General features: G+C 38.6%; 13 protein-coding genes and 2 riboswitches. Of the genes, 10 read left to right on the top strand and 3 right to left on the bottom strand.

Annotated elements, in window-relative coordinates; all coding sequences use genetic code 11:
• Nucleotides 1-67 precede the first annotated feature (67 nt).
• On the top strand, nt 68-430 hold the full coding sequence (locus tag JBW_RS17160) for a VOC family protein (protein WP_007955979.1): 363 nt from the start codon (nt 68-70) through the stop codon (nt 428-430).
• Nucleotides 431-720: 290 nt separating this feature from the next.
• Here the strand turns inward: JBW_RS17160 and JBW_RS17155 are convergent, their stop codons facing one another.
• Nucleotides 721-1,857: an HD-GYP domain-containing protein gene (locus JBW_RS17155; RefSeq protein ID WP_007955978.1), complete on the bottom strand. Its 1,137-nt coding sequence runs from the start codon at nt 1,855-1,857 to the stop codon at nt 721-723.
• Nucleotides 1,858-2,105: 248 nt separating this feature from the next.
• Here JBW_RS17155 and JBW_RS17150 point away from each other — a divergent pair, with 248 nt between their 5' ends.
• The 5 genes from JBW_RS17150 (at nt 2,106) to JBW_RS17130 (ending at nt 6,503) form a co-directional block, all read left to right on the top strand.
• The gene (locus tag JBW_RS17150; RefSeq protein ID WP_007955977.1) at nt 2,106-4,085 is read left to right on the top strand and encodes an LTA synthase family protein; all 1,980 of its coding nucleotides are present in this window, start codon (nt 2,106-2,108) and stop codon (nt 4,083-4,085) included.
• Nucleotides 4,086-4,165: 80 nt separating this feature from the next.
• On the top strand, nt 4,166-4,366 hold the full coding sequence (locus tag JBW_RS17145) for a hypothetical protein (protein ID WP_007955976.1): 201 nt from the start codon (nt 4,166-4,168) through the stop codon (nt 4,364-4,366).
• A gap of 55 nt (nt 4,367-4,421) precedes the next feature.
• Nucleotides 4,422-4,619, top strand: coding sequence for a YwbE family protein (locus JBW_RS17140; protein ID WP_007955975.1), 198 nt, complete (start codon nt 4,422-4,424; stop codon nt 4,617-4,619).
• 31 nt (nt 4,620-4,650) lie between these two features.
• Nucleotides 4,651-5,004: a hypothetical protein gene (locus JBW_RS17135; protein WP_007955974.1), complete on the top strand. Its 354-nt coding sequence runs from the start codon at nt 4,651-4,653 to the stop codon at nt 5,002-5,004.
• A gap of 140 nt (nt 5,005-5,144) precedes the next feature.
• On the top strand, nt 5,145-6,503 hold the full coding sequence (locus JBW_RS17130; protein WP_007955973.1) for an MATE family efflux transporter: 1,359 nt from the start codon (nt 5,145-5,147) through the stop codon (nt 6,501-6,503).
• 141 nt (nt 6,504-6,644) lie between these two features.
• On the opposite strand, the gene JBW_RS17125 is transcribed toward JBW_RS17130, so the two are convergent.
• Together JBW_RS17125 and JBW_RS17120 are read right to left on the bottom strand one after the other, a co-directional pair.
• Nucleotides 6,645-7,463, bottom strand: a complete 819-nt coding sequence (locus tag JBW_RS17125; protein WP_007955972.1) for a MetQ/NlpA family ABC transporter substrate-binding protein — start codon at nt 7,461-7,463, stop codon at nt 6,645-6,647.
• 26 nt (nt 7,464-7,489) lie between these two features.
• Nucleotides 7,490-8,680 carry a pyridoxal phosphate-dependent aminotransferase gene (locus tag JBW_RS17120; protein ID WP_007955970.1) on the bottom strand — a complete coding sequence of 397 codons (1,191 nt, stop codon included), beginning with the start codon at nt 8,678-8,680 and terminating at the stop codon, nt 7,490-7,492.
• A 74-nt stretch (nt 8,681-8,754) separates the two neighbouring features.
• A riboswitch (SAM riboswitch) is annotated at nt 8,755-8,859 on the bottom strand.
• Nucleotides 8,860-9,032: 173 nt separating this feature from the next.
• Between JBW_RS17120 and JBW_RS17115 the strand changes: the two genes are divergently transcribed.
• The 4 genes from JBW_RS17115 (at nt 9,033) to JBW_RS17100 (ending at nt 14,972) form a co-directional block, all read left to right on the top strand.
• Nucleotides 9,033-10,319: an MFS transporter gene (locus tag JBW_RS17115; protein WP_007955968.1), complete on the top strand. Its 1,287-nt coding sequence runs from the start codon at nt 9,033-9,035 to the stop codon at nt 10,317-10,319.
• A gap of 12 nt (nt 10,320-10,331) precedes the next feature.
• The gene (gene larA, locus JBW_RS17110) at nt 10,332-11,627 is read left to right on the top strand and encodes a nickel-dependent lactate racemase (RefSeq protein WP_007955967.1); all 1,296 of its coding nucleotides are present in this window, start codon (nt 10,332-10,334) and stop codon (nt 11,625-11,627) included.
• A gap of 272 nt (nt 11,628-11,899) precedes the next feature.
• A complete protein-coding gene (gene fumC / locus JBW_RS17105; RefSeq protein WP_007955965.1) occupies nt 11,900-13,285 on the top strand; it encodes a class II fumarate hydratase in 1,386 nt (461 codons plus the stop codon).
• An 80-nt stretch (nt 13,286-13,365) separates the two neighbouring features.
• Nucleotides 13,366-13,538, top strand: a riboswitch (Lysine riboswitch).
• A gap of 150 nt (nt 13,539-13,688) precedes the next feature.
• Entirely contained in the window at nt 13,689-14,972 is a 1,284-nt protein-coding gene (locus JBW_RS17100; protein WP_007955963.1) for a diaminopimelate decarboxylase family protein, read from the top strand.

Raw genomic sequence — 14,972 nt, 5'->3', positions numbered from 1 at the left:
TGTAATACCTTGACAATTACTCACTCTTTTCTTATATAATGTAGATAACAACAAAGGAGGTAGAATTGTGAATTTTAAATTAGCACATAATAATATTAATGTTTTGGATCTAGAGCGAAGCATGAATTTTTACAGTAAGGCTCTTGGGTTGGTTGAGACATCCAGGAAGGATATGGATGGATTTACCTTGGTTTACCTGGGAGATAGACAGACTCCTCATAAACTGGAATTAACATGGATGAAAGACCGAAAAACTGCTTATGATTTAGGTGAAAATGAGTTTCATCTGGCCTTTATCACAGATGATATGGAAAAGGCACATGCTTTACATAAAGAAATGAATTGTATCTGTTATGAAAATAAGGCGATGAATCTTTATTTCATTCAAGATCCAGACGGCTACTGGCTGGAGATTATGCCAGAGCGATAAATACATGATCAGTAAAGAGGACAGGATTGTTAAACGTTAACAATCCTGTCCTCTTTACTGGTATTCCTACTATAGAATTTGTGAACCAGCGTTTTATCGGTTTTTTAAAGGACGCGTAGCGTTTTTCTTATAAGATAAGAATTTATAAGTTTAGGGGAACGTTGAACGCAGAGGACACAGAGTTCGCAGAGAGCACAGAGGTTTTAAACCTTATCTATTTTTCTCAGTGTTCTCTGCGCCTCTGCGGTTCGGTTTATTTTCTATGTTTTAAAGGGCGTGAAGAGTTTTTCTTATACTACCAATTTTGCAATAAAGAGATCTTTATTTTTGCTGAGGTCAATAAATTCACCATTAGCAGTACGTACAACAAGAGACATATAAAAAGGATGATTATAAACGACTTCTGCTGTACGGCCATCGTTTAGTTCTACATTCACATTGAATACAAAGCTTTCTAAATAATGGTCAAAAGTGTCAATGATAGCAGTGTCAAACTTAGTGGCACCATCTTGGGTTAACCTTTTGCGAATCGCAAAGAAATTAGGAGGTGTATTCTTTTCATGAAGCAGAGAATCAAAAAAGTTGGCAAATGCAACAATTTGGGCGTATGAATGAATCTTAGTAGTGGCTAAATGCAGAGGAAACCCGCTGCCGTCTTGATATTCATGGTGCTGCAGCAAAATCAGATTGGCTTCTCTAGGCAATCTCAAACTTTTAATGATTTCATAGCCAGCTTGTACATGACTTTGATATTGTAATTCTTCTTCCGCTGACTGACAGTCACTCTTATAAAAGACAGTTTCTGGCAGCTTTATTTTGCCGATGTCATGGAGTAATGCTCCTAAGGCAATGGTATGTATTACTTCGTCAGGATGCCCTAATAGTTTAGCGATTTTGGCAGAAATAATGGCCACCGATATGCTATGATTTGCCAAATTCTCCTGCCTGGAAGGAGTGATTTCTCTTTTCAGTGTATAAGCAAGCACTCCTACGGTCGTTGCTGCATAGTGGCAGATGATATTTGCCATGACGGTAAGAGGCATAATATCTTTTGTTTGTGGCAACTCAAATAGTATTTTTGAGAATTTATCAGAAATATCATGATACTGTTGAGTGGATTTTTTATTAAAGATGGTAGGCAGTTCTTCTACAGGAAGAGAATCACTATCAGCTATTTTTTTAATTTTATCAAAAAGCTGAGAATTTTTGGAGACGATTTCATCAAATTGTAAGGATAGGCGAATGTCATCATCTGTATCTTTTTCTTCTCGCACTCTGATTTCTTGTATCTCCCATAGTTTTAATAAACTGATGGTTTTATCAGTGAGACTGGTGCCAGCTGCTAGTAGGACTTGTCCTTCGGGATTTAAGATATGCTCGGCGATGACATCTCCCTTTTTAAGTTCATTTATTTTGACCTTTAACATATTTATATCCTCCTAAGTTAAAAAATCAGTAAGAGTGTCTGCTTTGTAGTTCTTTTTTCTAGAGCGAAACTAATTCTATCTAAAATCATATAACAAAATATAAGAATTGGCGAGAAAAAATTCTGAAATCAAGCAAACTTTAATGTCTAAAGATACTCTATAATGGATGAGAAAGTAGAAAAATGCAGGATAATGATGAAAAAAGTAGAAATAAAGGAGGAATATGCTTATGAGGGGATGTTTTTTTAGTGTCAAGGTGGGAAGATTTATTTAAAAATATTCAGCAGGATATAAAGCTATTTGTGTTTGTATTGGGAATATTTTGCTTATTTCGTATTGGCTTTATTATTATATTAAATTCTTATATTAGCGAGGCTGCAACCTTTCAGGATATTGCTATGGCGCTTTATTATGGGATACGGATTAGCTTAAAGAGCACGGGTTTAGTGGTTGCAGCTTCTTTTATAATTTGTACCTTACTCAATATGTTTAATAAAGGAGCCATAGGAATCAATCTACGTTATATTTTAGGCTGTACTTATATTAGCCTTCTTAGCTTATTATTTTATGCTAGGATTCCTTACTATGAACAATTTCATATGGGGTTTAATCAATTGTTGTTTAATACTTTTAATGATGATGTTCATGCACTGTTTTATACTTTGGTAGAGCAATATAAATTGCCTGTACGTTTGCTATTGACTGGAGTGACAGCACTGGTATTATGCCGCTTATTGAAAGTATGGCTGGGAACAAAGACATACCATCTGCCGTGTTTTTCAAAGTGGTACGGCAATATTGCTTTTCGTACTGCGCTCTTAATTATCGCATATTATCTCGTTATCTTTATTCGCTTTGGCGGCAGCATGACCTATGCCTATAACATTGACTGGGAAAATTCAGGCGTCACTAAGGATGAATTTTTAAATGAAGCCATTTTAGATGATGTTCAAGCCTTATATCGGGCTTATACACTCCATGAGCGGATAATGGCATCAACAGGGTTAGATATGGACCCACAGAGGATGGTAGAGTATGGAACGTATGTGGCTGGTCATCCAGTAGACTCCCAAAAGGTAGACGATTTCTTGAAAAAAGAAGCTCAGGGAGGAAAGATTAAGAAACCGCAGCATGTATTTTTAATCATAGGGGAAAGCTATGCCAATTGGCCGCTGCTGCCTCAATATAAAGATCTGAATATCGCTAATGGTATGCGAAATATTATAGCTCAAGAGGATGCGGCCTATGTGCCTGCTTTTCTGCCCAATGGCATGAGCACCATTTCAGGAATCATGGGAATTGTTACAGGTCTGGCAGAGGCGAATCTGTATCTTACTTATTTGCCTGAGTCTTACAAGGAACCTTATTCCACATCTCTTGCTCCTCAAATGAAAAAACTTGGCTATAAGCCTCGGTTCTGGTATGCGGGACCCACGTCTTGGGAGCGAGTAAAGGACTTTACCTTAGCTCAAGGATTTGAGGAGTTTTATGGCATGGGGGATATAGCGAGCCAGTCTGGCAATGTTTGGGGCTGTGACGATAAATATTTATTCCAAGCGGTTGCCTCTGGTGTAGATAATCCCACGCCGACTTTTGATGTGATCATGAATATTTCCAATCATGCTCCTTATACAGTGGATTTAGAGAAAGAGGGATTTGATAGGGACAGTGTAATTAGTGGATTACCTGATAATGTAAAAGAAGATCAGGAGCTTATAAAAAAGCTAGGACATTTTTGGTATGCTGATAAGGTTATGGCTGAGTTTATTAGGGATATGCGCCAGCAATACCCCGATAGCCTATTTATTATTGTCGGTGATCATGCAGACCGACTCAATATCCAATTGAATCCTAGCTTATATGAACGTTATGGGATTCCCTTCATTGTCTATGGAAAAGGAATTGATAAGAATGTGTTTTCTAAAGAAGTGGCAGGCAGTCATATTAATGTGTCACCTACGATCCTAGAATTACTGTCTCCTCCCGGGTTTGTTTACTATTCACTAGGGGAAAGTATGACACTGGGGAATGGAGTAGGTTTTAATTACGGTTTTTGGGTTACTCATGATTCTATAGGAAAAATTGGCAGCGATAGCAAAGAAAGTATGGATGGAATAAAAATGACGTCTGCTTTGGAGGAGAATTTCATTCAACGGGATATTGATGCGAGAAGGGCGATGTCTTGGTGGCGTATAAAAAATGGAAAGAATATGAAATTCATAGAATAACATACAGGACTTAGCAAGGATAATGTGGAATAAATATAGTTAAACCAAAGAATGATCAATTGCAGAGAGGAAGAATATGAATGACAAGATCCTTTACGTTATATCGTGATCAATTAAAAAAACTCTTAGCGCAAGTGGAAAAAAATGTTGAAAAAAATCCGTTGGCTACTGATGGGATTACGATTATGATTTCAGATAATGATCGTTGTTTAAAAGTGTTTCAAAAGGTTGGGCATGATTGGATTTATTTGGATCAAGAAGAATTCTGTGAGTGGTATTAAAATAAACCCCGTTCATTTCCTTTATGAGCAGGATTCAAAGTGATAGGAGGAAGCTATGCTAAGTGGAACAGAGCGTAAAAATATAAAAGCAGGCAGTCGAGTAAAAGTTGTACAAAAACAACATCAAGGTACTGGACAACTGACAGAAGGTGTGGTAAAAGATCTGCTTACTAATAGTGCGATTCATCATCGGGGCATTAAAGTTCGATTGGAAAATGGCACGGTAGGCAGAGTTCAAGAAGTGATTCGATAGTTTGTACTAAATGCCAAGGAAGAGGGAAAGCATGAGGGATATAGCTGTTACCCAGTCAAGAAGAAGTCGTAAAAATAAGGAAATGGCAATTGGCAGGAGAGCATTATTTGGTGGTGTGAAATCGATATTATGCATTGCAGCCTGGGCCTTCTTATTATATGTTTTGCAGCCTTTTATTACGGCGGCAGCATGGTGGAAGGGGCATCAACTGATGATGGAGAATTCCTTGTCTTTATCTGTAATTAATACAATTTTTACTGTAATGGAATATATCGTATGCTTTGGTATGGTTACCCTTTTCGCAATGCTCTCCTGGTCAGAATGGAATCATTGGCGTTTATCCCGCCCTGTACAAAGTAGTTTATTTGTAAGATTACAAAAATAAGTGAGGCAGGAGAAATAAAAGAAACTCCTGTCTCACTTATTTATCTTTTAGTAGCTCAATGATGTGCTTTTGATTAGGGAAAAAATATAGTAGAGTCAGAATCTTAAGTTATAAGATTCTAGAATAAATAGGTGTGAGAGATGGAACAAACAGATTCCTTACGGGAAAAAGTAAATCAATTCTTAATTATTTTATTACCGATTTTAGTAACACAAGTATGTATGTGCGCTATGACGTTTTTTGATACGATGATGTCGGGACGTGTCAGTCCCAATGACCTAGTTGGTGTTGCCATTGGATCTAGTATATGGATGCCTGTTTTTACAGGGCTAAATGGGATTCTTTTTGCTATAGTTCCTATTGTTGCCCACTTTTTGGGAGCGCAAAAAAAAGAAAAGGTGCCCTTTGCGGTCATTCAAGCTGTATATTTAGCCATAGCAATATCCATTGTAGTTATTATTTGCGGCTTTTACGTGATACATCCTATATTGAATAAAATGGAACTCAATGCTTTATCCTATCAAATTGCTCATGATTTTCTAGCAGCAATTTCTTTTGGGATTATTCCATTGTTTATTTCCACAGTTCTCCGCTGTTTTATTGATACCTTAGGTTATACACGGGTAACGATGCTAATTTCTATGGTAGCATTACCGATCAATGTACTGCTTAATTATGTATTGGTTTTTGGTAATTTCGGCTTTCCCCAGATGGGTGGTGTTGGAGCAGGATGGGCTTCTGCTATTACCTATTGGTTCATTGCCATTATTAGCGTGTGTGTTATTCAAAGCAGAGAACCTTTTAAATCCCATCAGATATTTAGCTCTTGGTATCGCTTTTCTTTAGCAGCCTGGAAAGAGCAGTTAAAGATTGGTATACCAATTGGTATCGCGATTTTTTGTGAAACGAGTATATTTGCAGTGATTACTTTGCTAATGAGTGAATTTAGTGAAGTTACAATTGCAGCCTATCAAGTAGCCATTAATGTGGCGGCCCTAATTTATATGATGCCACTGAGTATTTCTATGGCTTTAACAATTGTAGTAGGCTTTGAAGCAGGTGCTAAGCGGTATCAAGATGCTAAACAATATGGCTATCTGGGTATTGGAATTGCATTGCTTATGGCAGTCATGGCTGCCATCGTATTATATTTTGGTAACGAGCAGATATCCAGTTTATATACACCGGATATGGATATTAGGCATCTTGCAGAGCAATTCTTATTATATGCGATCTTCTTCCAATTGTCAGATGCTATCGCAACACCGGTCCAAGGCTGCTTGCGGGGCTATAAAGATGTTCGGGTTACATTTATTTTAGCAATGATTTCTTACTGGGTTCTTGGATTGCCCCTAGGGTATGTATTATCCCATCATTCCGGGTTGGGAGCCTTTGGTTATTGGATCGGTTTGATTGTAGGTCTAGCCTTTGGTGCAACTTGTTTATCGGCAAGACTCATGAGAGTGCAGCGTAAATATGGGGATATACAAAATGTATAGTGTTCTGTTTCTGTAAAAAATGAATCGAAACGCGAAGAAATACGAAGCACACGAAGGAGATTTCAGGTCTCTTCGTGTGCTTCATAGCCTTCGCGTCTTCGCGGTTCAAACGTTTTATTTTTTAAGATGCGTCAGGATTTCTTACCAAGCTGCTGCTACAGAACCTTTAAAGTGTTCATTAATGAAGGATTTTACTTCATCAGAATGATAGGCTTTAATGAATTTTTGTACAGCTGGATTTTCTTTATCTTTAGAACGGACAGCAATAATATTAGCATAAGGGGAGTTGATATCTTCAATGGCAATTGCATCTTTAGTCGGTACTAATCCGGCGGTAATTGCGTAATTGGTGTTAATGGCGGCAACATCCATATCAGCTAGGGAACGGGGGATTTGTGCTGCATCTAACTCTTTAATTACTATTTTTTTAGGATTTTCAGTAATATCAGTAACAGCCGCTTTCAGTCCGATTCCCGGTTTTAATTTAATAAGACCAATTTTCTCTAGCAATAATAAAGCTCGTCCTCCATTGGTTGGATCGTTAGGAATGGCAACGATGGCTCCTGCTTGTAAATCCGCTATATTTTTCAGCTTGCTTGAATAAATACCCATTGGAAAAATGACTGTGTTGCCCACTGAGACGATATCATAATTGCGGTCTTTAATAATATTGTCAAGGTAAGGTTTATGTTGAAAACTATTGACATCAATATCACCTTGGTTTAATGCTACATTCGGTTGAATATAGTCATTAAATTCAACGACTTCGATTTTTAAGCCATCCTTTTCGGCAATTTTCTTTACTACGTCCATTACTTCAGCATGAGGGCCGGCTGTAACACCAACTTTAAGTGTTTTCTGTTCTACTTTTGCAGTACTTTGTTGACCGCAGCCAGTTGCTAAACCTAGAATAAAGACAAGGGATAGGAAAAGGGAAATGGATTTTATGGATTTTTTCATTTATATGCCTCCTAAAAATATATGATTTATTTCAATTTTTGCAGTCTTTCGATTGCTGCTTCTAATGTTGCAAATTGTTTGCAGAAACAAAAACGGATAAAACGATGTTTGTCATTGGCATCGTCCTGATAAAAACTAGATCCCGGTACGACTGCAACCCCTACTTTTTCAGCTAAATGACGGGCAAAGTCTACATCATTCTTCCAGCCAAAAGGTGCTATGTCTGCCATAATATAATAGGCTCCGGCTGGGCGAATGCAATTAAAACCGATAGCAGCCAATTCCTTTAACATAAAATCGCGACGCTTACTGTAAAAATCCCCTAACTTTTCATAATAAGTGGTAGGAAAATTTAGGGCCTGGGCGGCGGCTACTTGCAGGGGAGCGGCTGCTCCTACCGTCAAGAAGTCATGCATTTTACGTATGGAACGGCTGATTTCGCCGGAAGCAATCACATAACCAATGCGCCAGCCTGTTACGCTATAGGTTTTTGAAATGCTATTGATGGTTATGGTTCGTTCTGCCATGCCAGGCAAGGTAGCCAGAGGTATATGTTTTATTTCATCATAGATGATGTGTTCATAGATTTCGTCTGTAATTGCCAAGACATCATATTGAATACATAGTTTGGCAATGAGATCCAGCTCTTCACGGTTAAAAACCTTACCAGTAGGGTTATTTGGAGTATTAATAATAATGGCTCTGGTACGGTCTGAAAATGCCGCTGTTAATTCTTCCTTATTAAAGCTAAATTCTGGTGGATGCAGTTGGACGTATTTGGGGGTAGCGCCACATAATACGGCATCAGGACCGTAGTTTTCGTAAAAAGGCTGAAATATAATGACTTCATCCCCAGGATTAATAGTGGCCAAGAGGGTTGCTACCATGCCTTCTGTTGAACCGCAGCATACGGTGATTTGAGTTTCCGGGTCAATATCAATGTTATAGTCTCTTTTGTTTTTCAAAGTAATAGCATCTCTAAGTGACTTAGTCCCCCAGGTAATTGCATATTGATTGTGATCTTCTAAAACTGCTCTAACAGCGGCCTCTTTTATTTCATCCGATGCCGGAAAATCAGGAAAGCCTTGTGCAAGATTAATGGCTTTATGAGCGGCAGCAATACGAGACATTTCTCTAATAACTGATTCTGTAAAACGACCAGCTTTTTCTGAGGCATATTTACGCAGAGTTTGAGCTTGTTGTGAATTTTGATTCATAGTATTGACTCCTTTGCATATACAATAAAAAAATCTTCTTCATAAGATGAAGAAGATTCCATTTTCAAAAATGATCTTCATCTCCCAGGAAATTCCTGTTGGAATTGGCACCGTTCGCATTGCGCGGTGGTTGCCGTAGCTTCATCGGGCCAATACCCTCGGCTAACTCTTGATGAATGTATGTAGTTGATGAAAGTAATAGTAGCATGAGTTTCTACTTGGTGTCAAGGAGAATTGAGAAAATTGTATCTCTCGTCAATTGACATGTAAACTTAACAAAAGTATAATGTGTTAATATGAATGGAAGTCCATTGTAAAAATACTTATATTCATAATTGAGGAGGATTATCGTATGGGGCAGACAAAAACAAGTTTTCGATGGAAATTAGCAGGACTTATGTTTTTTATTAGTTTTATTTCTTACATGGATCGAGTCAATTTATCAGTAGCCACTCCCACTATTATGCAAGAATTAGGATTTACCAAAATGGATATGGGATTTATACAGACGGCTTTTTTTGTTGGTTATGCTTTGATGCAAATACCAGGTGGAATCATGTCTGAATTTTGGGGGCATCGCAGGGTGCTGGCGATAGCAGCTACTTGGTGGTCCGCCTTTACAGTATTAACAGGGGCATGTAGTAACTTTACCTCATTTGTTCTGGCGAGAAGTCTGTTTGGCATAGGCGAAGGTCCTATGGCACCTGCTTTTGGAAGATTTATTTATCGTTGGTTTAATAATAATGAAAAGGGACGTGCTTCTTCGTTCATGTTAAGCGGTGTATTTTTTGGACCGGTTGTTGGTCCAACGCTTACGATCCTATTAATGATGAATTTTGGCTGGCGTTCCGTATTTATTATTTTTGGTGGAGTGGGTTTACTATTGGCAGCACTTTGGTATTATTTAGCTAAGGATACTCCCCATGATAGTAAGTTTACCAATGCTGCAGAGGCAGATTACATAGAAGAAGGTCTGATGGTAGATAGTGATAAAAAAGAGCTGGCACCTTGGCGTGCTTTTTTGGGATCTTCTCAGTTTTGGGCCATTGGTATTCAATATTTTATAACCGATTATATTATGTATGTATTTTTAGCTTGGTTGCCATTATACTTAATAGAGGCTCAAAATTTTTCTTTACAGAAAATGGGAATCGCTGCTTCTTTTCCTTGGGCGGCATTATGTATAGTAACGGCTACATGCGGCTATATCAGTGATAAATTAGTCGCTTCCGGTGTATCAAGGCATAAATCCCGCACTTTATTTGGTATTCTAGGATTAATTATCTGTTGCATAACTCTTTACCTGGGAGCAGTGGCAACTGTGCCTTGGCTGAATGTATTATGGCTAACGATATCCTTGGGATCTCTTGGGCTTACTTTTAATGCTTCATGGGCAGCTTGTCTTGATATTGGAGGTAAATTTGCTGGATCGATAACTGGCTGGATGAATTTCTGGGGGAATATGGGCGGCATTGCTGCTCCAGTTGCTACAGCATGGGTTGCAACGAATTATGGCTGGCAGGCAGCCATTCTCACAACTGCAGCTTCAGCCGTGATTGGCATTGTTGCATGGTTAGCTGTCAAGCCTGATAGACCTTTAGTACTAAAGGAAAATAATAATCTTGAAAAAATTGCATAGGAGAGATGCTAGATGTTAAAAGAATTTTCATTTGGTTTTGGTGATAGTGAAATTAAAGTAGCTTTGCCGGAAGAACGCGTTGTAAATGTTGTGGAAGGTAAACCAGCGAAAGCAGTTTTAGATGTTGAAGCTGCTGTTCGTGAGGTACTGAACAATCCAATTGGTACTCCACCTCTAAAGAATGTAATACAGCAAGGTGATAAAGTGGTCATCGTTGCTAGTGATATAACTCGTCAATGGGTGCGTCATGACTTGTTTTTACCTACGTTGCTGAATGAATTGAATAAAGTTGGTATACCTGATGAAGATATTTCCCTTATTGTTGCACTTGGCGCCCATCGCCATCATACTCATGAGGAAAATATACTGACTTTTGGTCAGGAAATTGTGAAACGTATAGCGATCCTACAAAGTCATGCCCCAGAAACGGATGAATTTGTTTATGTGGGTCAAACTTCACGGGGAAAAGATGTCCACTTGAATAAGCACGTAGTAAACGCCGATAAAGTCATTTTAACGGGTGGCATTGTTCATCATCTAATGGCTGGCTTTGGTGGTGGACGTAAAGCCATCATGCCAGGGATCTCCTCTTATAGCACGATTCAGGAAAATCATAGTTTATGTCTTCATGCAGTAGTTGGAGAGGGGGTAAGTCCAGAATGTACTGTTGGCAAATTGGAAAATAACCCTATGCATGCAGATATGCTGGAAATGGCAGAATTACTTAAACCAGCCTTTTTATTAAATGCAGTGTTTACACCAGAAGGTCAGTTTGCCTCTTTTGTTGCCGGTCATTGGTATGAAGCTTGGCTCCAAGGTTGCAAAACGGCTAATGAGATATTTGGTGTTCCCATAAGCGGAAAAACTGACTTGGTCATTGCTTCTGCTGGAGGATTCCCGAAAGACATCAATCTGTATCAGGGGTCGAAAACCATTGGAAACTCCTTCATGGCGGTAAAATCCACAGGTGTAGTGATTTTACTGCTGGAATGCCGTGATATTATGGAGCCGCCTGATTTTAGTGGTTGGTTTAACTATGATTCTCTCTATGAGCGAGAATTGGCTTTACGAAAAGGTTTTACCGTTCCAGGCTTCATTGCATTAAAACTGGGATATATGGCAAAGGAAGTTCCTCATATTGTTGTTTCATTGCCCCAGAATAAGGGCTTTTTTGAAAAAGCAGGCATGCTGACTGCTGCCAGTTTGGATGAGGCAATCATCATGGCTGAAAAAATAATAGACAAGAAAGAATACACGATCACCGTCATGGCTCATGGAGCCAACACAGTACCAGTCGAAAGTGTTTGATACGAAAAAAAAATTTAACCGCAGAGGCGCAGAGAACACAGAGAGAGTTTTTATTTCTCTGTGTTCTCTGCGCCTCTGCGGTTAAAAAATCTTTGTGTTTTTTATATTCTTCGTATCTTCACGGTTCAAAATGTTTTCTTTTTAAAAGCTAGTATAGCAGCAGGATTGTTGCTACTAATGGGGAAGAGATAGAGTAATGGTTTATTATCTCTTACGTATTAGTCTCAACTACAGCAAAAGCAGATTTAATCGATAATGAGGAGGGGTTTTGTATGGAATATCGTATTGAGAAGGATTCAATGGGGGAAATACATGTACCAAAGGATAAATTGTGGGGAGCACAAACCCAGCGTAGTTTTGAAAATTTTCGTATCGGCATAGAAAAGATTCCTTATGAATTAGTTGGTGTATTTGCTACTTTGAAGAAAGCAGCTGCTATCGTAAATCATAGGCTGAATATACTGGATGAGGAGCGAACTCATGCTATTGTAGCGGCGTGCGATGAAGTGCTGGCAGGAAAATTGGATGGAAATTTCCCTTTGTCTGTGTGGCAGACAGGCAGTGGTACACAGTTTAATATGAATGTGAATGAAGTAATTGCTCATCGAGCAAATCAATTATTAACGGAAAATGGGAAAACAGTAGTTGTTCATCCCAATGATCACGTAAATAAATCCCAAAGTTCTAATGATATTTTCCCTACCGCTATTCACGTTGCTGGTGTTAGTTTAGTCATTGATAAATTGCTGCCGGCAATTGCAGCGTTGAAACAAACTTTACAGCAAAAGTCAGAGGAGTATAATCATATCATTAAAATTGGTCGAACCCATCTGATGGATGCGACTCCCCTTACTTTTGGGCAAGAGATAAGCGGCTGGGTACGGATGCTGGAAAGAAATGAAGAAATGCTAACCATCGGTATTAATTTCATGCGCGATTTAGCAATGGGAGGGACTGCTGTCGGTACAGGTATTAATTCTCCAGTCGGGTTTGGTGAGTTAATTGCTGCAGAAATTACTAAGCTAACAGAAAAGCAGTTTCATACTGCACCAAATAAGTTTCATGCTTTGACGAGTAAGGATGAAGTCGTGGCAGTTCATGGCATTATCAAAGCCTTAGCTGCAGACTTAATGAAAATTGCCAATGATGTTCGCTGGCTGGCAAGTGGTCCACGCTGCGGTATAGGCGAGATTAAAATACCTGAGAATGAACCGGGCAGCTCTATCATGCCAGCGAAAGTAAACCCTACCCAATCAGAGGCTTTGACCATGGTTGTGGCGCAAGTGTTTGGCAATGATACAACGATTTCTTTTGCTGCTAGTCAGGGAAATTTTCAATTGAATGTATTTATGCCTGTACTTGTGTATAATTTATTGCAATCGATTAACTTATTAGCTGATGGGATACATTCCTTTAACGAAAATTGTGCGATTGGCATACAGCCGAAGGAGGATGTTATTGATTTTTATTTGCACCAATCATTAATTCTCATTACTGGTTTAGTGCCCCTTATTGGCTATGATAAAGCAGCACAGATTGCAAAAAGAGCTGCAAAAGAAGGTATTACATTAAAAGAATCTGCTTTGGCTACTGGAGAAGTCAGTGCCGAACAATATGACTTATATATGAATCCAGCTATTTTAGTCAAACCAAGGTAGAAAATGAATAAAAGAATAGAATAAGAGTTGACATGACAAACTAGATTAGTCTATACTTATAAAAATAACAAGATAAATAGAGATAAGATAGAGGCGCGGTATATTAAGAATATGTATCTAGAGTTGCCAGCGATGAAAGATGCAAAAAGGAATATCCGCCGAAGTAGAAGGGTTTGGCAAGACCCGTTTATTGGTTTTGTATTGAATAAGTGCAAGACTGTCATCCAAGTTTGGATGGAGTGCTATCTGCATTGCTGGTTGTGAGATAATTTAAATTCTTATGGCGGTTTGCGGAATAGTTTTCCGCAGGCCGCTTTTACTTTTTAATAGAGGCTTGCTTCATAACACGAATGAGGAGAAATTTTAGAATCTATAATAACAATTCAGGAGGTAAAATATTACTATGGCAGAAAAAACATTACCATTTACTAAGCTTGAGCTTGAGGAAATCATTGCGCATTATCCGACTCCTTTTCATATTTATGATGAACAGGCGATTCGGAATAATGTCCGCAAATTACTAGCGGCTTTTTCCTGGGCACCAGGATTTAAAGAGTATTTTGCTGTAAAGGCTACTCCTAATCCACATATCTTAAAAATACTGCAGGAAGAAGGCGTTGGTGCTGATTGCAGTTCTTTACCCGAACTCATTTTATCCAAGCAATCTAAAATTGTGGGAGAAGACATTATTTTTTCGTCTAATGATACTCCTGCCGAAGAGTATCAGGCAGCCAAAGACTTAGGAGCTATTATTAATCTTGATGATATTAGCCATATTGAATATTTAGAAAAACATGTAGGCTTACCTGAATTAATTTCTTTTCGCTATAATCCAGGTCCTTTGCTGGAAGGCGGCAACGATATTATCGGTTATCCGGAAGAAGCCAAATATGGCTTAACCAGAAAACAAATTTTTGAGGCATATAAAATCATCCAAAGTAAAGGGGTAAAACGCTTTGCTTTGCATACCATGGTAATTTCCAACGAGTTAAATCCTGACAGTTTTGTGGCTACGGCAGCAATGATGTTTGATTTGGTAGTTGAAGTATATCAAAAACTAGGGATTCGCATTGAGATGATTGATTTGGGTGGTGGGATTGGCATTCCTTATCGTCCTGAACAGCAGGCTGTAGATCTAGATGCTGTCAGTCAAGGTGTTCGTAAAGTTTATGAAGAAAAGATTGTGGCTAATGGACTGCATCCTTTAAAAATCACTATGGAATGTGGCAGAATGGTTACAGGCCCTTATGGATATCTGGTTTCTACTGTGCTTCATAAAAAAGAGATTTATAAAAATTATGTAGGACTTGATGCATGTATGGCAAACTTGATGCGCCCTGGCTTGTATGGTTCCTATCATCATATTACGGTTGCAGGAAAAGAAGCTCTGCCTCTTGATCATGTGTATGATGTGACAGGTTCTTTATGTGAGAATAATGATAAATTTGCCATTGACCGCAACTTGCCGCGTATTGACATTGGTGACATTGTTGTGATGCATGATGCAGGTGCTCACGGACATGCAATGGGTTTTAATTATAATGGTAAATTACGTTCTGCTGAATTGCTGTTAACAGCTGATGGAGCAGTTAAGATGATCCGTCGTGCAGAAACAATTGAAGATTACTTTACGACTTTGGATTTTGAAAAATGTGAAATGAATTTGGCTGCGGCAACCAAAAAATAA

The sequence above is a fragment of the Pelosinus fermentans JBW45 genome (genome assembly GCF_000271665.2).
GTDB classification, from domain to species: domain Bacteria; phylum Bacillota; class Negativicutes; order DSM-13327; family DSM-13327; genus Pelosinus; species Pelosinus baikalensis.
The sequence above is the reverse complement of the archived record's forward strand: the minus strand, read 5'-3'. Positions and strand labels throughout refer to the sequence as shown.

Coding starts and splice junctions, on each gene's coding strand:
- larA (WP_007955967.1), top strand. CDS start 10,332: ATGTTAAAAGAATTTTCATTTGGTTTTGGTGATAGTGAAATTAAAGTA.
- fumC (WP_007955965.1), top strand. CDS start 11,900: ATGGAATATCGTATTGAGAAGGATTCAATGGGGGAAATACATGTACCA.
- JBW_RS17115 (WP_007955968.1), top strand. CDS start 9,033: ATGGGGCAGACAAAAACAAGTTTTCGATGGAAATTAGCAGGACTTATG.
- JBW_RS17125 (WP_007955972.1), bottom strand. CDS start 7,463: ATGAAAAAATCCATAAAATCCATTTCCCTTTTCCTATCCCTTGTCTTT.
- JBW_RS17145 (WP_007955976.1), top strand. CDS start 4,166: ATGACAAGATCCTTTACGTTATATCGTGATCAATTAAAAAAACTCTTA.
- JBW_RS17100 (WP_007955963.1), top strand. CDS start 13,689: ATGGCAGAAAAAACATTACCATTTACTAAGCTTGAGCTTGAGGAAATC.
- JBW_RS17140 (WP_007955975.1), top strand. CDS start 4,422: ATGCTAAGTGGAACAGAGCGTAAAAATATAAAAGCAGGCAGTCGAGTA.
- JBW_RS17135 (WP_007955974.1), top strand. CDS start 4,651: ATGAGGGATATAGCTGTTACCCAGTCAAGAAGAAGTCGTAAAAATAAG.
- JBW_RS17155 (WP_007955978.1), bottom strand. CDS start 1,857: ATGTTAAAGGTCAAAATAAATGAACTTAAAAAGGGAGATGTCATCGCC.
- JBW_RS17120 (WP_007955970.1), bottom strand. CDS start 8,680: ATGAATCAAAATTCACAACAAGCTCAAACTCTGCGTAAATATGCCTCA.
- JBW_RS17130 (WP_007955973.1), top strand. CDS start 5,145: ATGGAACAAACAGATTCCTTACGGGAAAAAGTAAATCAATTCTTAATT.